Source organism: Shewanella sp. M-Br (genome assembly GCF_036245925.1).
Taxonomy (GTDB): Bacteria; Pseudomonadota; Gammaproteobacteria; order Enterobacterales; family Shewanellaceae; genus Shewanella; species Shewanella oncorhynchi.
In genome coordinates this window covers 290,052-315,384 of sequence record NZ_BJBV01000001.1, presented here as the reverse complement: position 1 = coordinate 315,384, position 25,333 = coordinate 290,052, and the positions used below count along the sequence as shown (strand labels likewise).

General features: G+C 43.5%; 18 protein-coding genes. 10 read left to right on the top strand and 8 right to left on the bottom strand.

Going from position 1 to position 25,333, the window contains the following annotated elements:
• The first annotated feature begins 102 nt into the window (after positions 1-102).
• Positions 103-2,937 carry a S9 family peptidase gene (locus AAA952_RS01285; RefSeq protein WP_338253704.1) on the top strand — a complete coding sequence of 945 codons (2,835 nt, stop codon included), beginning with the start codon at positions 103-105 and terminating at the stop codon, positions 2,935-2,937.
• Positions 2,938-3,036: 99 nt separating this feature from the next.
• Here the strand turns inward: AAA952_RS01285 and AAA952_RS01280 are convergent, their stop codons facing one another.
• From AAA952_RS01280 to AAA952_RS01260, 5 genes are all read right to left on the bottom strand, one after another.
• Positions 3,037-3,459: a DUF3192 domain-containing protein gene (locus AAA952_RS01280; protein WP_028760680.1), complete on the bottom strand. Its 423-nt coding sequence runs from the start codon at positions 3,457-3,459 to the stop codon at positions 3,037-3,039.
• 110 nt (positions 3,460-3,569) lie between these two features.
• Positions 3,570-4,376 (bottom strand): flap endonuclease Xni, encoded by an 807-nt coding sequence (gene xni / locus AAA952_RS01275; protein ID WP_338253701.1) that lies wholly within the window; start codon positions 4,374-4,376, stop codon positions 3,570-3,572.
• 21 nt (positions 4,377-4,397) lie between these two features.
• A complete protein-coding gene (ppnN, locus tag AAA952_RS01270) occupies positions 4,398-5,753 on the bottom strand; it encodes a nucleotide 5'-monophosphate nucleosidase PpnN (RefSeq protein WP_338253699.1) in 1,356 nt (451 codons plus the stop codon).
• A 56-nt stretch (positions 5,754-5,809) separates the two neighbouring features.
• On the bottom strand, positions 5,810-7,366 hold the full coding sequence (locus AAA952_RS01265) for a GGDEF domain-containing protein (protein ID WP_105249767.1): 1,557 nt from the start codon (positions 7,364-7,366) through the stop codon (positions 5,810-5,812).
• A 151-nt stretch (positions 7,367-7,517) separates the two neighbouring features.
• The gene (locus AAA952_RS01260; protein ID WP_338253694.1) at positions 7,518-9,680 is read right to left on the bottom strand and encodes a tetratricopeptide repeat protein; all 2,163 of its coding nucleotides are present in this window, start codon (positions 9,678-9,680) and stop codon (positions 7,518-7,520) included.
• A gap of 134 nt (positions 9,681-9,814) precedes the next feature.
• On the opposite strand from AAA952_RS01260, the gene AAA952_RS01255 reads away from it, so the two are divergent.
• On the top strand, positions 9,815-11,626 hold the full coding sequence (locus AAA952_RS01255; protein ID WP_338253692.1) for a M61 family metallopeptidase: 1,812 nt from the start codon (positions 9,815-9,817) through the stop codon (positions 11,624-11,626).
• 171 nt (positions 11,627-11,797) lie between these two features.
• On the opposite strand, the gene rdgC is transcribed toward AAA952_RS01255, so the two are convergent.
• Positions 11,798-12,712: a recombination-associated protein RdgC gene (gene rdgC / locus AAA952_RS01250; RefSeq protein ID WP_338253688.1), complete on the bottom strand. Its 915-nt coding sequence runs from the start codon at positions 12,710-12,712 to the stop codon at positions 11,798-11,800.
• Positions 12,713-13,003: 291 nt separating this feature from the next.
• Between rdgC and AAA952_RS01245 the strand changes: the two genes are divergently transcribed.
• The 5 genes from AAA952_RS01245 to AAA952_RS01225 all read left to right on the top strand — a co-directional run bounded on the left by AAA952_RS01245 (position 13,004) and on the right by AAA952_RS01225 (position 20,077).
• A complete protein-coding gene (locus AAA952_RS01245) occupies positions 13,004-13,972 on the top strand; it encodes a porin (RefSeq protein WP_168823290.1) in 969 nt (322 codons plus the stop codon).
• A gap of 186 nt (positions 13,973-14,158) precedes the next feature.
• A complete protein-coding gene (gene phoB, locus AAA952_RS01240; protein WP_006085167.1) occupies positions 14,159-14,848 on the top strand; it encodes a phosphate regulon transcriptional regulator PhoB in 690 nt (229 codons plus the stop codon).
• Between the two features lie 80 nt (positions 14,849-14,928).
• Positions 14,929-16,227 (top strand): phosphate regulon sensor histidine kinase PhoR, encoded by a 1,299-nt coding sequence (gene phoR, locus AAA952_RS01235; protein ID WP_105249762.1) that lies wholly within the window; start codon positions 14,929-14,931, stop codon positions 16,225-16,227.
• Between the two features lie 411 nt (positions 16,228-16,638).
• Positions 16,639-17,610, top strand: coding sequence for a PstS family phosphate ABC transporter substrate-binding protein (locus AAA952_RS01230; protein WP_113941039.1), 972 nt, complete (start codon positions 16,639-16,641; stop codon positions 17,608-17,610).
• A 613-nt stretch (positions 17,611-18,223) separates the two neighbouring features.
• A complete protein-coding gene (locus AAA952_RS01225) occupies positions 18,224-20,077 on the top strand; it encodes a M1 family metallopeptidase (RefSeq protein WP_338253677.1) in 1,854 nt (617 codons plus the stop codon).
• Positions 20,078-21,077: 1,000 nt separating this feature from the next.
• On the opposite strand, the gene AAA952_RS01220 is transcribed toward AAA952_RS01225, so the two are convergent.
• Positions 21,078-21,563, bottom strand: a complete 486-nt coding sequence (locus AAA952_RS01220; protein ID WP_028760673.1) for a glutathione peroxidase — start codon at positions 21,561-21,563, stop codon at positions 21,078-21,080.
• Positions 21,564-21,715: 152 nt separating this feature from the next.
• Here AAA952_RS01220 and AAA952_RS01215 point away from each other — a divergent pair, with 152 nt between their 5' ends.
• From AAA952_RS01215 to AAA952_RS01205, 3 genes are all read left to right on the top strand, one after another.
• Positions 21,716-23,086, top strand: a complete 1,371-nt coding sequence (locus AAA952_RS01215) for a magnesium transporter (protein WP_028760672.1) — start codon at positions 21,716-21,718, stop codon at positions 23,084-23,086.
• Between the two features lie 91 nt (positions 23,087-23,177).
• Complete coding sequence (locus tag AAA952_RS01210; RefSeq protein ID WP_338253674.1) at positions 23,178-23,696, top strand: GNAT family N-acetyltransferase; 519 nt, start codon at positions 23,178-23,180, stop codon at positions 23,694-23,696.
• Positions 23,697-23,862: 166 nt separating this feature from the next.
• Positions 23,863-24,402 (top strand): YfaZ family outer membrane protein, encoded by a 540-nt coding sequence (locus tag AAA952_RS01205; protein ID WP_028760670.1) that lies wholly within the window; start codon positions 23,863-23,865, stop codon positions 24,400-24,402.
• A gap of 62 nt (positions 24,403-24,464) precedes the next feature.
• On the opposite strand, the gene AAA952_RS01200 is transcribed toward AAA952_RS01205, so the two are convergent.
• On the bottom strand, positions 24,465-25,316 hold the full coding sequence (locus AAA952_RS01200) for a DMT family transporter (protein ID WP_338253670.1): 852 nt from the start codon (positions 25,314-25,316) through the stop codon (positions 24,465-24,467).
• Positions 25,317-25,333 lie beyond the last annotated feature (17 nt).

The window sequence follows — 25,333 nt, the reverse complement described above, 5'->3', positions numbered from 1 at the left end:
TATGTGGTATAACTTGTAAAAATACTGGGTTCTCACCATGATGGAGGGCCAATGGTTAAAAAAGTCTACTTTAGTCTAACAAATATATAAAAGAGGAAGACATTGAAGTTAATACCTATCACATCTCTGGTTTTGTTATCCCTTGGAATATTGCCAGCAGTGCAGGCTGAAACCAGCACTAAACCGCTCACCCTAACAGACATTATGCATTTTGAGTCCCTTGAAAAGCCGGTTATCTCAGACAAGGGGCAAGTCATCGCGGTCGAGTCTGCGCCCGATCGCGGGGATAGTCACGTCATTGTGAAAAATGTCCTGTCGCAGCAAAGCTATCAAATCTCGGGGGGGTCAGCTCCCTTGGTGAACCATGATGGTCGTTACGCGGCTGTGGTGGTTAAACCGAGTTTGCTCACGGGTGAAACGAGTGATGCCAAGGCGAAGAAAAAACTTAAGTCCGACATGGTGTTGCTCGATACTCAAACTGGCACGCAAACTCGCTTCGAGCGTGTGAAGGAATTTGTGTTCAGTGATGACGGTAAGCATCTGGCGATTTGGTTTGAGGCTGATGAAGAGTCCAAAAAAGATGCTGGGCCTAAAACTACCGAAAAACTCGCTGAAGCAGGCACACAAAGCCCTGCGAATATTGATAAGCCAAAGGTCGATAAGTTTGACCAAGGTCGACGTTTTACGTTGCTCAGTTTAGAAGACCAAACAAAGCGAATTGATGTCGAGCAGGTTACTGGCTATGTTTTTGATAAGGCAAGCCGTAGACTCGCGCTGGCAGTGAACGATATCACCAATAAGCAACATCAATTGCAGTTAGTCGATTTAAACACTCACAAAAAAATCGTTGTCTTTGATTCGCTTAGCCAACAGATTGGTGCGTTAGCGCTGGCTAAAAATGGTCGTTGGCTTGCATTTACGCAGGGCAAAGACAGTGAATTGCCCTATGGCCGCAGCTATCAGTTATCGCTGGTCGATTTGCAGTCGGGCAAAATCAGTAACCCCCCTGAATCACCCGAGTGGAAACTGAATCGCTACACTAGCTTAAGCTTCTCATTGGATAGCGAACGGCTGTTCTTTGGCCGCGTACCTGAGGTGAGTCAACAGCTCAGTTTGCAGAAGATCACCGAAGAAAAAGACCTGTTCGATACAAATATTGTCACCGGACAGCGTGGGCTTAAGGTGTGGCATGGGGATGATCCTCGTATTAAGCCTAATGAAATCAAGCAATATGAGGATGAGCAAAAACGCACTTACCTTGCGGTATTGCATTTAGGCTCAAATAACGTGGTGCAGCTTGGCGATAAAACTGTTCCAGATGTGACGATGTCACAACATAAACGTTTTATGTTGGCCAGTTCAGATTTGCCCTATCGCAAGATGGCGACGTGGGCAGGGTTCTACCAAGATTATTATTTGGTCGATATTAATACTGGCAGTAAAGTGCCATTTTTGACACAACAGCCGAGTGATGCCGAGCCTACGCTGTCGGGAAATGGCAAGTATGTGGCTTATTATCAGCAAGGTAATGTGTATCTCTATGATATTGCACAGGACCGTCGCACTAATCTCACAAAATCCCTAAAGGTCAGTTTTGCCGATGAAGACCACGATTATCCATCCAGTGCTCCAGGATATGGTTTTGGTCCTTGGCTTAAAAATGATGCGGGTTTCTTGGTTTACGACAAATACGATGTTTGGCAGTTTAATACCGAATCTAAGGCGGGTTTTGCCTTAACCGCAGGTAAAGGGCGCACCCAGAAAATTCAATATCGGCTTGAGGGCTTAGTCGATAATCCCGATGAGCCGACAGAGCTTGCCTATAACGCTACGGTTTTACTCCACGGTTATAGTGATAAAACCAAGGCCGATGGTTTTTATCAAGCCACCTTGGGCGAAGCGGGCGTGAAGACGTTGATGCAAGGTGAGTATAAGCTGACAGTATTGGGACGCAGTAAAGACGCTGACACTATCGTGTTTTCTAAGGAGCGTTTTGACTTATTCCCTGACTTGTATACGGCTAACTATAGCGCACCGCAAAATGCAGTTAAGCAAACCGATTTAGATAAGCAGCGTCAAGCCTTTAACTGGAGCCAATCCGAGTTAGTTCACTGGACAAATGGCGATGGTAAACCGTTAGATGGCGTGCTGATCAAGCCGACCAATTATCAAGAGGGTAAGCGCTATCCTGTACTGGTTTATTACTATCGCTTTATGACGGATAGACTGCATGCCTTCCCGCAGATGAACATTAACCACAGACCTAACTTTGCTTGGTACATCAATAATGGCTATGCGGTGTTTCTACCGGACATTCGCTTTGAAATTGGTTACCCAGGGGCGAGCTCAGTACAAGCGCTCACGTCTGGCGTGCAAAAGCTGATTGAGATAGGAATTGCTGATCCCGATGCTATTGGTTTGCAAGGTCATTCTTGGAGTGGCTATCAAACGGCGTTTGCCATTACTCAAACTCAGATGTTTAAGGCAGCGGTTGCAGGTGCTCCAGTATCGAATATGACCAGTGCCTATAGCGGTATTCGCCACGGCACGGGCATTGCGCGTCAGTTCCAATATGAAACCGGACAGAGTCGTATTGGCGCAAGTTTGTTTGCCGCGCCGCAAAAGTATATTGAAAACTCGCCAGTATTTTATGCTGACCGTATTCAAACGCCTTTGATGATCATGTTTGGTGATAAGGACGATGCAGTGCCTTGGGAACAAGGTGTTGAAATGTACTTAGCCATGCGCCGTGCGGGTAAAGAGGTGGTGTTCTTGCAATACGAGGATGAGCCGCATCACTTGAAAAAGTACCCGAACAAGCTCGATTACAGCATTCGCATGATGCAATATTTCGACCATTATCTGAAGGGGAAACCCGCGCCAGAATGGCTCAGCAAAGGTGAAGCCTATGTCGAGTATAAGGCCGATGATGAATAGGCAATTGGTTTAGTTGTTTTACAACTGAGTCAATTCGTTGATTGTCAAAATAAAAACGCCACCGATTCGGTGGCGTTTTTATTTAACTGTCAGTCGTATTTATTTACTGGTTAATGTCTCTTGGGCAGAGCTGAGGGCTGTGTCAGTATCTGCATCGAGATATTGCTTATAGGTATCTTGGCCCCAAGCAATCAATTGATCATTTTCAAAAATAAGTGGGGTACATTCCTCTTTCGTGGTTACACCGTCTGATTTTTCATGGTGAGTGCGATAAAAGAGCACCTGTAGCTTGGTTTCTTTTACGGCTTTGGCCTCTGAAAAGTCAGCTTTACCTAGTAACTGTTTTACTGAAACGATATTTTGCCCTAGCGCTAACTCGTTCATTTTTTGGCTGTTATAGGACTGTCGGTCCTCCCAACTCATGTCATCTGGCGTAGGTTCATAAACGAGTACCACCACAGCGACAAAGGCGACGTAGGCGGCGAAAATGCTACCGATGATTACCGAAACTTTTGATTTCATTTACAGTTATTCCTTTACCTCATTAAATGAGTCACGTTATTACGTCCATAAAATACGCTTTTGTTGTTCTAAGGTAAATGCGTTAATTGCAACTTTATATTAACAGATGTTTAGGCTGGATTGATTGGGTTTTCAGGCAGGCAGTTATTATCAGGCAAGGAGTTCATCACGCGAAAATCTTTTAAATTAATATTGAGTGGCAGGTCTGTTTGTAACTGTGCGAGCTTATAGCTGAGTCTTGCCATCTCCTTACCTTCGGCAAGTTTTTTGGCTTGTTTAGCGCCTAAGTTAGATAGCGATGAAAACAAGGTTGGTAAGCTTCTAAAGGTTTTCAATAATTCGGCGGCTGATTTAGGGCCTATGCCTGCAATTCCGGGAATTTTATTACCGCTGTCGCCCGCTAATGCCATCAAGTCGAGAAATTGACTGCGTTCGACACCGAGTTTTTGTTCCAACGCAGCGATATCTAAGTGCTGCTGATTAAAGTGATCCCACTGGCTGATTTGGCGATGATTGAGCTGACTAAAACCTTTGTCGGTGGACACTATAATGGCTTCCCCCTGCGCTTTGGCGGTTTTTATCGCTAGAGTGGCAATCACATCATCGGCTTCAGCCGCCGCATAAATAGATCCAATGTTCATCATGGTTAAGTGATCTTGCAGCGCAGCAAGGCCTTTTGCCAGCGGCTCAGGCATAGGTTTACGGCCTTTCTTATAATCGGGGTAAAGCTGTTTACGCCATGAGATTTCATCCCCATCCCACACGATAGCTACATGGGTTGGGCGATGCACACGCAGCAGTTTAGTGCACGCAAAACTGACGCGCTCTGTGAGGCTTTGCATATCGGATTCATCGGGGATCGCCGCATAGATGCGGCGAACCAAGTTGAGACCATCGATGATTAAAAACTTGTTCATGGGCTGTTGTTGCTTCGCTCTCTATTTCACTATTTGATAGCAAGGAATATAGGCGCTTCCTGGAAGCTTCATTCTTTGTTGTTGTACAAATGCACTTAAGAGTTTATCCATCATATCCATGAGCTTAGGATCGCCTTTTAATTGGAAGGGGCCATCACGCTCTATGTGCTTGATTGTTTCCGACTTGACGTTACCCGCCACTATACCCGAAAACGCTTTACGCAGGTTGGCGGCAAGTTCGGCTTTATTGGTTTGGAAGTGTAGATCTAAGTTTGCCATCACTTCGTGGCTTGGGATAAAAGGTAACTGAAACTCAGACTCTATCTTCAGTGCCCACTGATATTGGTAAGCATCACCCGTTGAGCGGCGATAGGCTTTTACTTGCTCCATTCCTTGCTTCATGATGCGTGCCACTTCAGTGGGATTATCTATGATAATTTGGTACTTTTTCTGGGCTTCGGGTCCTAAGGTTGAGGCAATAAACTCATCAATCTTAATGAAGTAATCTGCGCTCTCCGTTGGGCCTGTGAGTATCAGGGGGAAAGGCGTTTGTTGGTTTTCTTCGTTAAGTAAAATACCCAATATATAGAGCAATTCTTCAGCCGTGCCAGCACCGCCAGGGAAGATAATAATGCCGTGGCCTAAGCGCACGAAAGCTTCGAGGCGCTTTTCAATATCGGGTAAAATCACCAGTTCATTGACTATTTGATTCGGTGGCTCGGCGGCAATAATACTTGGTTCAGTTAAACCAATATATCGTGCATTTTTAATCCGTTGCTTGGCATGGCCTATCGCCGCACCTTTCATCGGACCTTCCATCGCACCAGGACCACAGCCTGTACAAATATCTAATTCCCTCAGGCCAAGTTGATAACCTACCTCACGTGTGTACTGGTATTCGATGGCATTAATACTGTGTCCGCCCCAACAGACGACCACATTAGGGTCTTTCATCGGTGCTATCGCCCTCGCATTACGCAGAATATCAAACACCACATTGGTGATATGGTGGGCATTGGTCAGATTAATGTGTTTTAGTGAGTCATATCTATCACTGATATAAAGGATATCGCGTAAGACAGAGAACAGATGTTCCTGAATTCCCGTGATAATTTGACCATCGACAAAGGCTTGTTCGGGGGGATTGACCAGTTCTAATTTTACACCGCGCTCCCGTTGTAGAACGTTGATGTCGAAATCATGGTATTGCTCGAATAGGGCTTTAGAGTTGTCGGTTTTTAAACCCGCGGCAAGCACTGCTAAGGAGCAGTTGCGGTACAGTTGGTATAGGGCACTTTTGGCACTATTTTTGAGTCGATCAACTTCAAGTTGCGAAAGCTGATCCATGCTGCCTTTTGGGCTGACTTTTACTATCATTTACCACTCCTTCGTCATGACAGGAGTGATTAGAGGAGGCGTATAGTGGGGCTTAATTATACGTCAATCACAACCCTGTCTCTGCTTTCGTGTTTCGCTTTGTAGAGTGCTGCATCGGCGCGTTCAAAGGTCTCATGTATGAGTTCACTTCCCATAACTTGCGCAGCCCCTATAGATACTGTAACTGTAATTCTCTGATTTTTAAATTTAAATGGAATATTTTTTACTTTCTCGCGCACTCTGTTTAAAAGTTGAGCGATATCAGCAGGGGCCACATCAGGTAATAGCAGTACAAATTCTTCGCCGCCATAGCGGGCTACAAATTCTGTATCTCGCAGGGAGTTTTTCAATGCCATTGCTATAACTTGCAAGGTTTTATCACCTGTGCTGTGGCCAAAACTGTCATTGATGGTTTTGAAGTGATCGATATCGGCAACGGCAACCCACAACGGGGACTTATGCCGTTGATAGTTACGGTATTCTAGCTCCATGCGCTCTTCTAATGCAGCACGGTTAGGCAATTGAGTTAAGCTGTCGAGTAAGTTGAGTTTTTGTTGTTCAAACAAACGCTCTTTGTAGGTGTTAGCCTCACTACTTAACTCATTAAGCTCTTTGCGCATTGTCTCCATCGACTTGCGCAGCAGAGCTTGCTCTCTTTGCTCTAGGGCTTCTTTACGGGCTAATGCCGAGCGGATAGAGTTAAGTTGCTCTGTTAGTTGAGCTTTAAGGTCAACGACGTCTTCCACATCGATAATGATTTCACCTGCGTTATCGACGCGGGTGTTAATCTCACGATTCAGCTGGGTTTTTAATTGGAAGCTACGTTGATTGTGATTGTAAGACTCGCTCACCACCTCACGTACCGCGGCTAAGGCATCGTTGAGGGCAAACAAAAACTCTTGGGATGCCGATTTCTCGCGGGCGATATTATCAAGCAATAACGCTAAAATGGTTTGGTAGGCTTCGAGCAAGCTATCAACTTCAATCTCAGAAGAGAGTACTTCTTTGATCACTAATACTTGGTCACGTTGATCTTTACGGAACTCGATTTCCGAAATCATCTGTGCCAGCTCATGTGCTAGCTGCCTGTGCTTTGGTAAGACATCAAGCTTTTCAGATTCGCTAAATTGTAGCTGTAATATGGTTTCGTAGAAGCCAATGATTTGCTTAACTTTAGGTATATATTCCCACACAGTATGAAAAGGTTTAGCCAGATCTTGCTTGAAGTAATTGACTTCTTTTTTGAGCTTTTCAGGTGCAGAGTTAACGCGTTGGATCTGACGGATCACCTGTGACAAACCAGTACGACTCTCTTCGAGTTGTACCATCACATGGTGATATTGGCCTTTTAGCAGGCGCTCGACATCAACTAATTCTGGCAATGCCTCATCGACTCGCTCAAACGTATTTAAGTTATGGCGCAGTTTGGCGAGTTTATTATCCAGCTCAAGATTTTGCCCTTTACAGGCGAGGCTTAAGTGACCAATAAATTGGAGTAATGTCTGTAACTTTGCATTTCTATCTTCATTAACTTCATCAAGGGCAAGTTTGGCCGAATGGAGTTTCTGTTGCAGCAAGGCAAGTTGTGAAACTGTAGCGCTTGAATCCTTCATCCTGAGTATTGTCCTAACTCTGCAAGGCTAAAAAACATGACAATCCTATGTCCAGATTAGCTGTTAACTCATATGATACTAATGTTATAACACTGGGCGTAGAGTGCAAATGCGATTTACCTGTGACTCTGTGATTAATTACCGATATTGATCAAATATTTTCCAGTAATTGCCTATCTTGGTTATTTTCCCAGCAAGGCCAGCGAATATCCTCTTTATTGCCGTTGGTCTCTAATCTGATTAATCCACGCTCAATGCCTTTTTCAAGGTGCAAAAATAACGGATTTGCAAATAAGCTCAAAGGAACAAAGTCGAGGGCTCTGAGAGCGACATAATAGTCGTTATTGCCACTTAAACTACGGGCACAGGCAAGCGCCATCTGCACTGTTTCAAATTTTAATTTCGCGGCCATTTTAATTTCTGATTTCGCTAAAAGTGGCAAATGCGCAAAGCCAAGACGGAAATGATGTGTGATTTGCTGTTCATCGAGTTTCAGGCGTACTTGGCTGAGTATTTGTGTCGGCTCAATAGGTTGCGTGAACCGAACCGCAAATACCCCTTGGCGTACCACATAAACAGATGCTGCAAGTGCATCCGTTAGATGATTGGCAATTTGCGCTGTTACTGCATCACTAAAATATTGGCCATAGTCCAGATCCGCCGTAAGTTGGGTGGGAAAGGCCATAATCGCGAGTGCCGTTGTGGATTCCTGACTTTGATTATGGCTTAAGTGCGCTAATAATGCGGCATACCCTAAATTGTGAGTGAAGGGTTCCTGCAGCGTTAATTGAGTTAATGCCGCGTTTTTAGCCATTATTTTGCGACGATTTTGTAGCATGAAAATAATCACGAGCAGCAAGAGTCCGGCAATAAGGCTGCAAATGAGCAGTAGCGTGTGAGTGTTGTTGCTTTCTTTCACTGTCTCAACGAGTTTTCCCTGTAGCATGTTGAGCTCAAGTTTTAGCTGTTGCTCTGCAAGGGCAGAGGCCGACACAGGGGAGTCTTTATCTGTCTCAGCTGGCTTTTTACCTAGCTCAATGATACGGGCTTGGGCATCGATGGTTTTTGCTAATTCACCTAATTTTTGCGCCGCCGAGGCGATAAGTGTGAGTGCGGATTTTTGTTCATCGACCAGTTTTAAATCGACCGCGAGTGCTAATGCGATATCGGCATGGGCCATCATCAGCGGCCAATCTTGGTTGGTTTGGGCGATTTCACCAATTAAGAGTTCGTTATAAACTTGATAGTGATGGCTTTGTTTTTCTTTGAATATTTGATTGGCCATCAGTAAATATTTTAGGGCGTTAACATTGTCTTTAATATTTGAGTAGGCTTGTCCTAAATTATGGAAATTAAGCCCTTGTGCGATGTAGTTACCGCGTTTTGCATCTAATTGCTGGGCATTTAGGTAGTAATCAATCGCTTTATGCCAATCCCCTTGTTCACCATAGACCATAGCGATCACTGTCATACAACTTGAAAGATAAGTGTCATTGCCCATTTTTTTAAATCCAGCCGCGGCTTCATGAGCGTTTTTAAGCGCTTCATCCCACTGCTTTAAATCACGATATACCTTAGAAAGTTGTAATTGCAGATTGGTTTTCATTGATGGGTAATTAGAACGATTGGAGATCCGAATCGCTTCACTATAATGCTGTAATGATTTTGTAAGCTGCTGGTTAAAATTGTAATAAAAGCCAAGCCTCGCTTCAGCCGCCGCGATTAAGTAATCGTTTCTGAGTTTATAGGCAATGTCGCGGTATGTGTGGAAGTGCATCAGTGCTGGCACTTCTTGACGGATCAATAAATGTAAGCCACCTAGATGTTCATGAATATTGTGTTTAAGAATTAATGCTTCGATGTCATAGCTGTCGTTGATGCGGGTGAGCGCTTCATTATAAAGACCAATCGCTTCTTGATATTTCTGTTCCGTACGGCCAAGGTAACGGCCATTTAACATGGCGACCATGGCAAGTTCGTAGGGCGATTGCGCCGCAGTCGATAGGAGTTCAATCAAGCTTTTTGCGTTTTGAAAATCGACCTTGGTTTTAACGTTTGGCTCCATATTGAGGCGGGCCAGTAAATACAAAATCTGTTCAAATTCGAGTGGATTGTAGCCTTGCTCTTGGGCTGCGCGCTCAAATTGGTCACGGTTTTGAAAAGCGAGGGGAAAGGAAATCGTTTTGTTGAGCGCATCATACATTTGCTGCGGTGATTCTCTTAACTCAACCTCATCCGCTTCGAGATCTCGGCTTTGGACTGTAAAAGGCAGTGACAGCAACAGAGTAAATAAAATAACCGTGAGTTTTTGCATTTGAACTGTGATTCCTCATTCCTTTAGTCAAGGAACTTATTTTGTTAGCTTTTGTTAGCGCCTAATGAGGATGCTACATCGACTTGTTATACTTGGAAAAATCATAAGAAGCATAATAACAGAAGGAAGCAAGAGTGAAACCCAACAGACTATCAATCTTGATATTGAGCGCATTATTTTCGGGTCAAGTATTGGCCGATGTGAAATACCAAATCGACCTTATTAAACCCGAACACCATATTGCCCAAGTGAGTGTCACTTTTCCTGAAGTGAAGACGAACGATTTTACGGTGAATCTCCCTGTGTGGCGGACGGGCAAATATCAAGTATTGCCTTTGGCCGATGGTGTGCGCTTATTTAGTGCTAAAGATAGTCAAGGTCATGAACTGCAATGGAAGCGCACCGCGAGCGGTGAATGGCAAGTGGCGCTCACGCAGCCAACCCGTGTTACCGTCAGTTATCAATTGTATGCTAATGAATTAGGCCAAAGGGTGCGCCATATTGACGCGAGCCATGCCTATTTAGATGCTAGCGGTGTGTTTATGTACAGTCCGCAATTTCGCTCTGAACCAATATCCGTAGAATTAAAAGTGCCTAAAAATTGGCAAAGTTACTCTGGGATGTCATCGGGTAAGGCCGCTCATTCCTTTATTGCCCCTAATTATGATGTGTTGATCGACTCCCCGATTGAAACCGGTGTGAGTACTCATAAACAATTTAGTGCTAATGGTAAAAACTATGAATTGGTGTTTTGGGGTGAAGGTAACTATGACACGGATAAAATAGTGAAAGATCTTAAAGCCTTAAGCGGTCAAGCCAAGGTGATTTGGGATGATTATCCTTTTGATCGTTATGTTTATATGGTGCATGCAACGAGTGGTGCCAGTGGTGCGACTGAACATTTAAACTCTACTGTCATTCAGCTGCCGCGCTTTAGTTTCCGTGAACGCAAGGACTACCTGCGCTTTATTAGCACGGTATCCCATGAGTTTATCCATACCTGGAACGTGAAGGCTTATCGCCCCGAGGGATTAGTTCCCTACGATTATCAACATGAAAACATGACGGAATTACTGTGGATGGCTGAAGGTTCTACCAGTTATTTTCAAGATCAGTTGCTGTTGCGGGCTGGAGTGATAACAGTTAAAGAGTTCCTCGAAGATTTAGCCAAGCGCGTCGAGAAAAACCAACTCAATCCGGGTCGTGAAACTCAATCTGTGGCAGAGGCGAGTGCAGGGGAGTGGATCAGTATCGGTGGCGATTATGCCATTAACCACAGTGTAAATATTTACTCAGAGGGCTACTTAACCTCTTTAGCCTTAGATTTTTCATTACTGCAAGACTCCGAACTTAAGTATTCATATCGCGATGTGCACCGTCGTTTATATCAAGAACATCGCGTACCAAAAGGCTATGGTGTTAGTGATGTTCAGTACATTCTTAAAGACTTATCCGGCAAAGATTATGCACCTTGGTGGCAAGCCAATGTGAATAGTCCCATGAGTTTAGATTTCCCCGAATTATTATCACAGGCAGGGTTAAATCTGTCCTATGGTAAAGATTCAAAAGCTGAGGCATTTGCGGGAATGACCTTGAGCAGTACCCATGGCTCTTTAGTGTTAGACCAAGTGTTGCGTAATGGTCCTGCTTGGCAAGCGGGCATAGTTGCGGGGGATGAAGTATTAGCGATTAATGGTCTCAAGGTGACTGCTGCGGGTTTCTATAAGCGCATCAAAGACTTTAAGGTTGGCGATAGTGTAGAGGTGATATTATTTAGCAACGATAAAATCAAGCAAGTACAGCTCATCCTTGGCGAGCAGCAAAGCGGTAAGCTAGTGCTCAAGGGGGATGCAAAAGCGACTAAACAGCAAAAAGCTTTCTTCAAGACTTGGTTAGGCATTGATTGGCCGTTTGACAATAAAGGCGAGTTAGCAACTAAAGCTTAATGTGGTTAGGGCTTCATCTTTAGCATCTAAATGCCTTTGTCTTAAAACCACCTTAAGTAAAATCATCATAAAAAAGGCGCAACCATTATTTTGATGGGGGCGCCTTTTCTTATCTTGTACGGCTCAGTCTAACAAGCGAGTTGCAGATCTCGTCTGCTTAACGAGTTTTGCTTAAACTTGTGCGTCTTCGAGTCCACCAAGGGCGGCCACGAGTGCATGCATCAAGGCGACTAACTCGCTGCCCATTAGGGCAAAGTCTGCATCTAAACGAGCCATAGGATCGTCAGTGCCGACTTCATCGTTCCCAGCTCTAAATTCTTCAGAGAATTTAAGGCGCTTCACGCTAGCATCTGATTGCAATAATAGTGCAATCGATTGGCCGAAATGCAGCGCTAACTTGTGTACTTGCTTACCTGTAGCTAAGTGAGCTAACACTTCGTCTTCTTTCAAATCCTGCTGCTTAAAGCGCACAATTCCGCCTTCATCAGCTTCAGATTTTAGCTCGGCTTCGTCTTGCATTTCAAAGGGTAATGGTGCGCTGCCAAGTTTTAACCATTCAGTTAAATTGGATTCGACTGGCGCTTTAAAGCTCAGTGGGATCACAGGTAAACTGCCGAGAGCTTTACGTAATAACGCTAATAATTCTTCGGCCTTAGTGGCACTTGAACTATCAACGAGGAGCATTTCTAGCTCAGGCAAAATCAAGGCGTGGGTTTGGCTTCGGCGCGAGAAAGCACGTGGCAGTAGGCTAGTGATGATTTCATCTTTTAGCGCATCTTTTTCTTTTTTCGCCAGTTTACGATTTTCTTCATCTTCAATGAGAGCCACTTTTTCTTCTAAGGCTTCTTTGATGACTTGGCCTGGCAGAATTTTCTCTTCTTTAGTCACGCAGATCAGATGACGATTGTCAGCGCTATGGACCAAAGAACTGCCTTTTTTGCCTAACGCATTTGAGAAACCAAATTTACTGACATCTTGGCTTGAGCAGGGGGAGAAAGTGAAATCGGCCAACGCAGTTTCTAGCGCTTCGGTTTCGACGGCAAAAGGTTTATTGAAACGATAAAGAGTAAGATTTTTAAACCACATAAGAGGCGCCCATTGAAAATTAAAGTGGCAGTTTACGGCATAGTTTGGACGGGGTAAACCTGTGTTCAATAGCTGATTTTTAACTGAGGATCAGAATTCATTAAACTGTAACATAATAATTAGCTTAGCTGCAGCCTGCATTTTTACTGGGTTTTGTGCCTGGCTTCACGTCAGCTTTTTTGCTCGCCAACGTTAATGGTCACAATTGAAATAAAATTGAAACACATTCATTGCAAACTTTCGGTCGTTCCAAACCAATAACCAAGACGAACATAACGTCGAAAGGATTAAATGATGAACGTTTTTTGTAAAACTCTACTTGCTTCTGCGCTAGCTTCTGCAACTCTGGCTTCAGCTAATGCCGCTGAGCCACTGACTGTTTATGGTAAGTTGAATGTCACTGCTCAATCAAATGATGAGAAAGGTGATGCTACAACAACTATTCAAAGTAATGCTTCTCGTTTTGGTGTGAAGGGTGATTTTGCGCTGTCTAGCTCGCTGGAAGCTTTCTACACAGTTGAATATCAAGTTGATACAGGTGCAGCATCAAGCGATAACTTTACTGCACGTAACCAATTTGTTGGTTTGAAAGGCGCATTTGGTTCGTTCTCTGTGGGTCGTAATGATACCTTGTTGAAAATTTCTCAAGGTGATGTTGATCAGTTTAACGACCTTTCAGGTGACTTAGGTAAGCTGTTCAAGGGTGAAGTTCGCGCTGCTCAAACGGCGACTTACCTTACGCCTTCCTTTGGTGATTTTGTATTCGGTGTTACCTATGTTGCCGAAGGAAATGATGTAAAAGGTCAATTTGCTCAAGATGGTTTTAGCTTAGCGGCCATGTATGGTGATGCGAAACTGAAGAAAACACCCGTTTATGCATCTCTTGCTTATGACTCAGATGTGTCTGGATATGAGATTGTTCGTGCCAGCTTACAAGCTAAGTTAGCCGGTATTAAACTGGGTGGTATGTACCAGCAACAAGAGCAAACCTATAAATTTGATTCTGCAACGTCGATGCCAGTTGAAGTCACTGCAGAAAGTGCTAACGGCTATCTATTAAGCGCTGCCTATGATATCGATGCTGTTACTTTAAAAGCTCAGTTCCAAGATATGGAAGAACTTGGTGATTCATGGTCGGTAGGTGCAGACTACAGCTTAGGTAAGCCAACTAAACTATTCGCTTTCTACACGAACCGTTCGTTAGAAGCGTCTACAGATGATGACAAATACATTGGTGTTGGCTTAGAACACAAATTCTAAATCTAGCATTAAAACTCAATTAAGGAGGCATATAGCCTCCTTTTTTATTGCTATAAACAAACAGTTATATAAACTTATTATGACAAATATTACTACTATATGGCTCAAGCGGCGTGCTTATTCATAAATCTGTAATAAAAATGACTAATAATAGCCGTGTTGACATTCACTGACAGAAAATCACTTATGACTGCAAGGATATTGATAGTAGAAGACGAGTTGGCCATCCGCGAGATGCTGACTTTTGTAATGGAACAGCATGGGTTTACCACCTCTGCGGCGGAAGATTTTGATTCGGCCATTGCGCTGCTAAAGGAGCCTTACCCCGATCTGATTTTATTGGATTGGATGTTTCCTGGCGGAAGTGGTATTCAATTGGCGAAACGCTTAAAGCAAGATGAGTTTACGCGCCAAATTCCGATCATTATGTTAACCGCCCGCGGTGAAGAGGAAGATAAAGTCAAAGGCCTTGAAGTTGGCGCCGATGATTACATCACTAAACCTTTTTCCCCTAAAGAGCTGGTCGCACGTATTAAAGCCGTATTGCGTCGCAGTGCACCGACTCGTTTAGAAGAAACCATTGATGTACAGGGCTTAATGCTCGATCCTGTGAGTCACAGGGTGAGTGTGGGTGAAACTGTATTAGATATGGGCCCAACCGAATTTCGTTTATTACACTTTTTCATGACCCATCCTGAGCGTGTTTACAGCCGTGAACAGCTGCTCGATAATGTGTGGGGCACCAATGTGTATGTTGAAGACAGAACCGTTGACGTGCATATCAGACGCCTTCGTAAAGCCGTTGAAGAGTCTGGTCATGATCGCTTGATCCAAACGGTTCGTGGCGCTGGTTATCGTTTCTCTACACGCATTTAGTGCTGAATAACTGTTAGGCACAAGTTAGCTTTTACGCTATCTTGTGCTCCTCTTATTTAGCCTGATGTTTGGGTTTATTTATGTCTGACTCTTATTCAGGGTATCGGTTGTTTACGCGCTTAGGTTTATATCTACTGCTTTGCGCGCTAATAGGTTTATTGGTAGGGAAACTTCTCTGGATACTCTTTATCGGCACGCTAGGGTTAGTTTGCTGGCATTACCGACAATTATCACGGCTTAACTTTTGGTTATGGCGGGATAGGAAACTCACGCCGCCGCAGGGCAGTGGGAGCTGGGAAGGTGTATTTAACGGTATTTATCGCCTTCAAGGGAAGAATCGTCGACGTGTCGGTCAACTGGCCGCACTGCTGGCACGATTTCGTCAAGGTGCTGAGGCGTTACCCGATGCCGCTGTCGTGCTTGATTCAGAGCATAATATTTTATGGTGTAACAAGTTAGCGCAACTCATTCTCGGTTTTGTGTGGCCACAGGATAATGGTCAACGAATCGATAATTTAATCCGTCATCCTGATTTTTCTGCTTACATTAAATCCGCACAATACAAAGAGCCGCTGGAGTTACCTTCGCCAGTATCGGATAGGCGTTTGCTTGAAATCCGTATCATGGCTTACGGTGACAGGCAGTTACTGTTAATTGCGCGGGATATCACTCGTATACGTCAGCTTGAGGGAATGCGTAAAGAGTTTGTCGCCAATGTGTCGCATGAATTAAAAACGCCGCTCACTGTGTTACAGGGTTACCTCGAAATGATGCAAAGCATGGCTGAGCCTGATTCGATGAACGTCAAGCCGTTAGCATTGATGCAGCAGCAGACGCGACGAATGCAATCTATGGTCGAACAGCTATTGATGTTATCGCGAATTGAAGATGCGGCTGATATTAACCTCGAAAACACTGTGAATATGACGCAGTTGATGGAGGTGCTCAAGGAGGAAGCTAAGGCGCTGGCACAAGATAAGTATGAATTGAGTTTCTATTGTGAGCCTGGACTTGATTCTCACGGCAATGAATTACAGCTGAGAAGTGCCTGTTCTAACTTGATTTCTAATGCGATTCGTTACACAGAACCTGGCGGGAAAATTACAGTGCAGTGGTGCAGTGTGGCTACGGGTGCCATCTTTAGCGTAACGGATACGGGTGAAGGTATTGCGGCTCAGCATATTGGTCGATTAACGGAACGCTTTTATCGGGTAGACAGTGCGCGCTCAAGGCAAACCGGTGGTAGTGGTTTAGGTTTAGCGATAGTAAAACATGCGCTTAACCACCATCACAGTAAGCTTAAAATCAGCAGTGAAGTCGGTAAAGGCAGTACTTTTAGCTTTATTATCCCTTTGCATCTTATCGAACGTAAGAAATAGTATGTGTGAGTGAAATATTTACAATAAATAATAAAAACAGGCCATTAGGGCCTGTTTTTATTTCTAGGTTTATTGAGTCTTTATTATACCAATAGTATTAAATATCTGTTCATTCAGCGCGTTGAAATCTGCCCTTCGGGAGCCACACAGGCATCCCACTCCGGTGTTGCATTGACTTAAAAGGGAATGACCATTTCTGCGTCAATGCGCCTTGGATTGAAATGCCTGTGAGGCTCTGAGCTGATTAGATATTTAATGTGATTGGTATTAATGACAGAAAAAAGCGATAAATAGTGCATTGTCATTTAAGTGTCATATCACGGACATAGAATTGTCATTGTAGCGATTGATACTGGCTGCGTCTGAAGAAACTTAAGTTACAAATTAGTTAGCTTACTACTGGAGCACATAATGAAACTGAAAAAGCTTGTCGGCGCGATTACTCTAACAGCCGCTGGTGTATTCTCTGCCACTGCGATGGCATCGATTGATCCATCTTTGCCTACTTATGAAAAAGCGAGCGGTGTATCTGGCAACTTATCATCTGTAGGGTCAGATACCTTAGCCAACATGATGACACTTTGGGCAGAAGAATTTAAACAAATGTACCCTAACGTCAACATTCAGATCCAAGCGGCGGGTTCTTCTACTGCGCCACCAGCGTTGACTGAAGGCACTTCACAGTTCGGTCCTATGAGCCGTAAGATGAAGCCTAATGAAGTTGAAGCGTTCGAAAAGCATTTTGGTTATAAGCCAACTGCGATTCGTGTAGCTATCGATGCTTTAGCCGTATTCGTGCACAAAGATAACCCAATCAAAGGCTTAAGCGTTGAGCAAGTTGATGGCATTTTTTCTTCAACTCACAAATGTGGTAGCAGTGACATCCAACGTTGGGGCGATTTAGGCTTAGACGGTAACTGGTCTGCCAAAGACGTTCAACTTTACGGTCGCAACTCAGTATCGGGCACTTACGGTTACTTTAAAGAGCACGCGCTTTGTAAAGGTGACTTTAAAGCTAACGTAAACGAGCAACCTGGTTCAGCTTCTGTTGTGCAATCTGTTTCTCAATCTCTGAATGCGATTGGCTACTCAGGTATCGGTTACAAAACTGCAGGTGTTAAAGCTGTTGCCATCGCTAAGAAAGGCAATGAGTTTATCGAAGCTACAGCTGAAAACGCGGCTAATGGTACTTACCCACTATCACGTTACTTATACGTTTACGTGAACAAGCAACCAAACAAAGACTTAGCACCAATGGAAAAAGAATTCCTGCGTTATGTGTTGTCTAAGCAAGGTCAGCAAGTGGTAGAAAAAGACGGTTATGTGCCAGTGCCTAATAGCGTAGTTGCTAAAGATTTAGAGCAAGTAGGTATTCGCTTGTAAGCCAAACGGCTTGTTAATCAAGGACCTCTCAGGAGGTCCTTTTTGTTTTTGTGGTTTTAAATGTGTGATGATGTCGAATTTAGAACAAATTAAAGACATAAAAAAAGCAACCTAAGTAGGTTGCTGTAAATTCCAATTCGGAATCTTGGGACGGTCGCGCTAGAAACCATCTAAAGGAGAATGATGATGAACGAAGAAACTCATTACAAAGATTCGGTTCATAATATCTGACTCAGCATCATCAAATTAGTTCAGGGAAAGTGCGAAATATTTTAAATAATTTTGCATTTTGTTTTTATAAAAAGAGGCTGACTCGATTTTTGCCAAGTTTGCACGTCTCAATTTTAGCTGCTTCTACTGTGACTACCGATAAATCCAGCAAGCTAGAGATAGCTTATTGCAAACTCGGTACCTACACCCAAAGATGAACTGTTACAAAAAACTTGTTCCTAAGGAGCTCTAGAGCTCAGTTACGATTTGCCTCTGAGTAAATTTGCAGTCGATAATACCTTCTAATGATTAGTGATAAGTTATCAAGCCCGTCAACACAGCAAGGTAACTCATAACTCACTATTTAGAACATACCGCTCAAAACTTGAATATCGAGGCGACAGTGTTGCAACCAACTAAGAGTACATTAGCTGATGTAGCCCCTTGGGATTTAACCCGAGATTACCATTCTTTTGCGAATACCGAACAAGTGCAAGTGACCCATGTCTCTTTGGATGTCATGGTGGATTTTGACGCGCAGCGTCTTTTCGCTAAAGCGACGCTGTCCTTGGATTTTCTTGAGTGTGATGTAACAGAGCTTTGGCTTGATAGTCGAGATCTAACCATACTCGCTGTGACTTGTTTTAATGCTATAGAGGGGGTGAATGCATTAACAGAAATGGATGAAGCACCGCTCGACTTTGTGCTTAATGAAGCTGATCCCATACTCGGGCAAAAATTGTGTATCACTTTACCAGAATCTCCTTGCAAGCAGGTTTGTATTCACTATCAAACCTCGCCGTCCGCCCAAGGATTACAGTGGCTAGCGCCTGAGCAAACCGCGGGTAAACAGTTACCTTACCTCTTTAGTCAATCGCAACCGATCAATGCCCGCAGTTGGGTCCCATTACAAGATACGCCTAAGGCGCGGATCACTTTTGATGCTAAGGTGCAAGTGCCCAAAGGCATGCGTGCCGTTATGAGCGCGATGAATCATCCCGATACGCCACTTAATGGTGTGTTTCACTTTGAGATGGAACAGCCTATTCCGACCCATTTAATGGCCTTGGCTGTGGGTGATATTGCCTTTCAAGCGATAGGTCCAAGATGCGGCGTGTATACCGAGCCGAGCATGTTAGTGGCCGCCACAAAAGAGTTTGAAGATACTGAGCACATGCTCGACGTTGCCGAGTCATTGTTAGGTCCTTACGTATGGGGCCGCTATGACATGATTATCTTGCCGCCGAGTTTCCCATTCGGTGGAATGGAAAATCCGCGTTTAGCCTTTTTAACGCCCACACTCATTGCTGGTGATAAAAGCTTAGTGTCAACCGTTGCCCATGAGTTAGCGCATTCTTGGACGGGCAATTTGGTCAGTAATGCGACTTGGCGTGATCTCTGGTTAAACGAAGGTTTCACGACCTATTTTACTAACCGTATTGTCGAGGCTGTCTACGGCAAAGAACAGGCAGAATTAGAATGGGTAATAGAGTTTGGTCGCTTAAAAGAAGAAATAGCATCTTTGCCTAAGGATAAGCAAACTTTACCCGCTAATGTGCAGCAGGACGATCCTAATCTTGCCTTTAATCGTTTTACTTATGATAAGGCTTCGATGTTTGTCCATGATTTAGAGCGTAGGCTAGGGCGAGTAGAGTTTGATAAATTTTTACTCACTTACGTGAATCATTTTGCGTTTAAAGCCATTACCACCGAAGTGTTTGTCGAGTACGCAAAACAAACTTTATTGCAATTACACGCAGATAAAATCACTGAAGCTGAACTATTAACGTGGATTTATGGTGAAGGCTTACCTAAGGGCTATTGCGGACCAACATCTATGAGTTTAGATAAAGTCGATGATGCGCTGGCGTTTTTTCTACAGGGAACAGCAGCGGGTCGGTTAAGCGTTAAAGATTGGCGAGTGCACCATTGGCAATATTTTCTGACCCAATTACCTGAAGTTGTTAGTCAAGTTCAATTGATGGATCTGGATGAAACCTTCCAATTAACCCAATCGACTAATGCAGAAATTGCCTGTGATTGGTTTCGAGTCGCGATTCGTAATCATTATGATCCTGTGTTGCCGGCATTAAGTGCCTATTTAGTGCGTATTGGACGCGGTAAATTTGTGCGGCCACTCTATGCTGAGTTACAAATTGCGGGATATCACTCTGAATTAAAAGACATCTATACAAAGGCGCGTGCAGGCTACCATCCTTCGATTCAAGTTCAATTGGACAAATCACTCAGCTTATAGAAATTTAGGTAAAAAAAATGGCAACCTATGGGTTGCCACAAAGAAATCAGTGTGGGATACAAATAGAATTCAATGCGCTAGCGTGTTTTCTATTGTGTCCCAAAAGGGAGATGATGAACGACCAACTAATTCGACTCAATGCGATAAAACAGAAACTGTGTCATTTGAGTGCATGAAACTGCGACTTCACATATTTCATTCTCAAGGTGCATTTAATCTTATCCGTTAATCCTTACCTATACTCAGAGTCGCCATTTTTAATTAAGTTCACTGATATCAGAAAAAAATCCCAAAAAGTTTCAAAAAGATTTTCTGGGGAATACTGAGTGCTTACACTTAAGTTTTACATTTTTTTACATTAAAATCATGTGGATAAAAAATTAAACGTATGCCAGATTTATTAATCTATGAGCTAGCGTTAGCGCTTGTTGAAATTTGAGCAAAAAAAATGGCAACCTAAGGTTGCCACAAGGAAATCAGTGCGGGATACAAATAGAATTCAGTGCGCTAGCGTGTTTTCTATTGTGCCCCAAAAGGGAGATGATGATGAACGACCAACCAATTTGACTCAATGCGATAAAACAGAAACTGTGTCATTTGAGTGTATGAAACTGCGACTTCACATATTTCATTCTCAAGGTGCATTTAATCTTATCCGTTAATCCTTACCTATACTCAGAGTCGCCATTTTTAATTAAGTTCACCGATATCAGAAAAAGATAAAAAAAGTTTTTGAGAGATATTGAGTGCTCATACTTAGTTGTTACATTTGTTTTACATATAAAATGATGGGATAAAAAAAGGCAACCTAATGGTTGCCTAATGACCTATTCCTAGGTCAAGGGGACTGCGCTAGAAGCCCCAGGGAGATGATGAACATGAAAAAGACATTCACTGTTCAATACATTTGAGGGGCCTTGTACGGTTAAAGTTCCATAAAAAATTTAAAATAAATCTAAATTTTTATAAACTGTAAGATTTCAAATAGATAGTGATTAAATTATTTTAGCAAAGCAGCAATTTTACTTTCTAATGCTTCGGGTTTGGTCGTTGATGCAAATCTTTCGATTGCTTCGCCTTGGCGATTAACTAAAAATTTAGTGAAATTCCATTTAATACCTTGAGTGCCTAATACGCCGGGAGCGGCTTTCTTAAGGTATTGATAAAGTGGATGGGTATGTTCGCCATTCACTTCTATTTTAGAAAATAGCGGAAACGTCACGCCAAAATTCAATTCACAAAAGGCTTGAATGCCTTGTTCATCGGCTTTTTCTTGGGCGCCAAATTGATTGCAAGGAAAGCCCAAAATCACTAATCCTTTATCTTTGTATTCTTGATATAGCGTTTCTAATCCCTTGTATTGCGGTGTAAATCCACATTCACTGGCGGTGTTGACGATTAAGAGTACTTTGCCCCGATACTGCTCTAAGCTTACCGCGTTGCCTTGAATGTCTGTTGCTGATTGGCTGTATATATTCGTAGTCATGTTCACCTCCGTAGGATCTTAGCCAAACAGCATAAACCTTAAAATAATTTTCAGCAATATAATTGCGCGCAATTTATTTTTGTGGGTTTGCTAATTTACTTAATTATCAATATAGTTACAGCAATTTTGTGGCTAAAGAAAAGGGCATCTGTGTGATAGAAAATGACGCAGAATACGAAACAAACATGCAAGCGGATGTGGGGCAAGTAGTTCAACAACTCACTGAAGTTGAAGGCGAAGAACAGGCTGAAGTGTTTAGTGAAATTCTGAATGACTCAGAACCTGGAACCATAGCCTTAGCGCTTGAATCCTTGCCCTTGGATGAGCGTTACGAGCGTTGGCAGCAAGTTGAATTTGCTGACCGAGTGACAGTGTTGAGCTTAATGCGTGCCGATCCGCGCATGGGGATCCTGAAGCGGATGCCTGACAATGAAGTGGATCTGTTATTTGCGCAATTAAGCCCAGAAGATTTAATTGAGTGGAGTGATTATCTCCCTGAAAGTTTTACCGATCGTGCCTTGGCTCAGATGGGGGAGCGTCAACGACAACGATTCGAACTTTATGATCAATACTCTGAGAATGAAATCGGCCGTTATACCGATCATCAAATGTTGGTGCTCAGTGATAAGGCGACAGTTGCTCAAGCGCAGCGCTTCTTTCGCCGTATAGAGCTCGATTGTAACGACAATTTGTTTATCGTTGATGATCTGGATAAGTATCAAGGTACTGTTCGTCGTTATGATATTTTTAAACATAATCCCGATGAGTTATTGATTTCACTTTTGTCTGAGGACTGCCGTGCGTTATCCGCCGATACGAGTCTTTTGGAAGCGGCCGAAGCGATAGAGCACAGCCGCGAAATTGAATTGCCTGTGATTGATGAGTCCGGAGAGTTAATCGGCCGAGTGACGCTACGAACCGCAACGGCATTAGTGCGTGAGCATTATGAGGCGCAGTTGATGGCAACAGCGGGTATGGATGAATCCGACGACTTGTTCGCCCCTATTATGAAAGGTGCTCAGCGCCGTGCAGTATGGCTTGGGATCAATTTACTGACGGCTTTCCTTGCCTCAGCGACCATTGGTTTATTTGAAAATGTCCTATCGCAAGTGGTCGCATTAGCTGTGTTGATGCCGATTGTCGCTTCTATGGGCGGTATCGCGGGGAGCCAGTCTCTAACGCTAATGATCCGTGGCATGGCCATGGGACAGATTTCGGCGGGTAACTTGTTTTCGCTAATGAAAAACGAACTCGGCATTGGCATAGTTAACGGATTTTTGTGGGCGATAGTGATAGGTTTAGTCTCTGGCTGGTGGTTCGGTGAAGCGACGATAGGTATAGTGATTGGCTGTGCGATATTGATTAATATGGCCGTTGCCGCTATTGCTGGGGTGATAGTGCCTATGGTGTTGCAGAAGTTTAATCAAGATGCGGCGTTATCGGGTTCAGTGATCTTAACGACTGTGACCGATGTGGTGGGTTTCTTTACTTTCTTAGGTATGGCGACGTTGTTATATCTGTAGCGTAGGTTCTTGGGTGAGTTTGGAAGATGAATGCACGGCAATTTGGTGTGCATTCACCGTATGTTGGGAACATTAACGGTTTAATCTGGATATGAATAACATTCAGTTTGTTATAGGTAAAAAGCCGGAAGAATTAGCGCTGGCGGCACAATTAATTGATGGGCGTGATGATAATGCTCATCCGTTGGATCATCAGGTCTTTTTCCATTCCCGTGCGGTGATCTTAGCGAAAACTATCGAGGGTGAGATAGTCGGTTGCGCCGCGATAAAAGCTGGTAAAGGCACTGTCGATAAAGGCACTGTCGGTGAACTGGGTTATCTGGTGGTGTCGCCCCATTATCGACGTCAAGGCATAGCACAAGGGTTAACTCATAAACGGATTGAGGTGGCAAAGGCCCTAGGAATGTCGATTTTATACGCCACTATTCGCGCCGAGAATACGTCGAGTCAAGCTAATTTATTGAAGGCAGGTTTTCAGTTTTGGCGTAATTATTTGAGTATCCGTGGCACAGGAAATACTGTGGGTTGGTATTACTTAGCTTTAAGCGTTAATGTCGATGTTGAAGCGATAATGCAGTCTTTAGTTGGCGATCGTACCCCTGTGGTCTAATTGTGTTGTAAGTGAAAGGACTTAGATCTTAATGTGTTTTTATCTTGTTTTACATTTGTATATTCCTCGCAAATAATCCCTCTTTATACGCAAATAGGCTGATTTTCTTTATTTATTCGGTATGATCCGCGGCTATTACCCACAGTCATTATTGAGGTGTTTTTTTATGGCTAAGTTCAGAGTAGCAAGTGTCTTATTATTGAGTGCAGCAGCGCTGCAAGTGAATGCGTCAGAATTTAATCTTGGGTTGAACAATGATGTGGTTTCAACTGAGTTAGAACTGCAATTGAACAAAGATACTAACGCGGTTTTGGGTTATATCTATGCGGATGAAGGCGGCCATATCGCTCAAGGTGCAATGCACATGACCCATGATGCGGGTGTGCATCACTTTGAGGTCGGTGCTCAGTTAAGCCAGCTTTGGTCTGACTATTCACCCAATGGCAGTGCTGTTTCTGTTGGTGGTCGTTATGCACTATCAATGGGACCCAATATTTCACTGCACGCTGCGGCTTATTATGCACCGTCTGTATTGTCATTTGGCAATGTTGATGGTCATTATGAATTAGACTCAAAAGTGCAATACCGTATAACGCCAAACATGGCACTTTATGTTGGTTACCGCAAGATTGCCTTCGAATACGATGATGCCCGCAATTTTACTTTCGAAGATGGTGTGTATATTGGCGGTAAATTCCGTTTCTAAGCACAAGGCATATTGATTTAGCTGTATTGCGATCGAGATGTCGAATTAAAGAGCCGGCGAGGTTAACTTCGCCGGCTTTTCCATTTCGCCTTTAGCTCACTGTAGCTTGGTAATATGGATGAGAAAATGACCAATCCAATCCCGATTAAAATCACTAGGCTGAGTTCTTCATCGAGTATCCACCAGCCTAACAAGGCTGCAAAAATCAATCCTGTATATTCTACTGGTGCCATTTGGCTCGCATCGGCACGTCGATAGGCATGGATGATGAGATAGGTCATGGCAATGTAAAATAGTCCCAAAGTCAGCCCCACTTGCGCCACTGGTAAACTAAATTCGGCGCCTTCGTACAAGGTCGCAGGTATCAGAAATATCATCGCAAAGGCATTAGACCAAAAGGGCATGGAAAAAGGATGTTCATGGGTCGAATAGGCCTTTAAAATCAAACTATTCAATGCTGATGTCATGGCACCGAAAAAGGCTAAACCTATATACAGGTTAAATTCTGTTGGTTGGCTGATAAGCAAAATGCCGCTAAAGCCGATAAGACCAGCGACCGTGCGTCGATAACCAATACGTTCATTTAAAAAAATGGCCGATTGTACTAGCAGTAACAAGGGTGAGGTATAAATCACTGCTGTTACTGTTGCGAGCGGAAGATGCAGAATAGCAAGCATAAAAATGGCGTTGCCCAGTCCAATCAATAGCGCGCGGGCGATATGCACTTTGTAAAAAGGACTGAGTTTAAGATTACCCTGTAAGTGCCACACAAAAGGCAGTACAAGCAGAGTGGCAAATAATTGCCTGTAGAGCACCAGTTGAAAAACAGGCACATTGGTTTCAAGCAACTTAACCAATACGTTACCGCTGGCAATCAGTAGTTGTGCGGCTAAAATCATCAATAGAGGCTGCATAGGATCCCAGCAAAAAT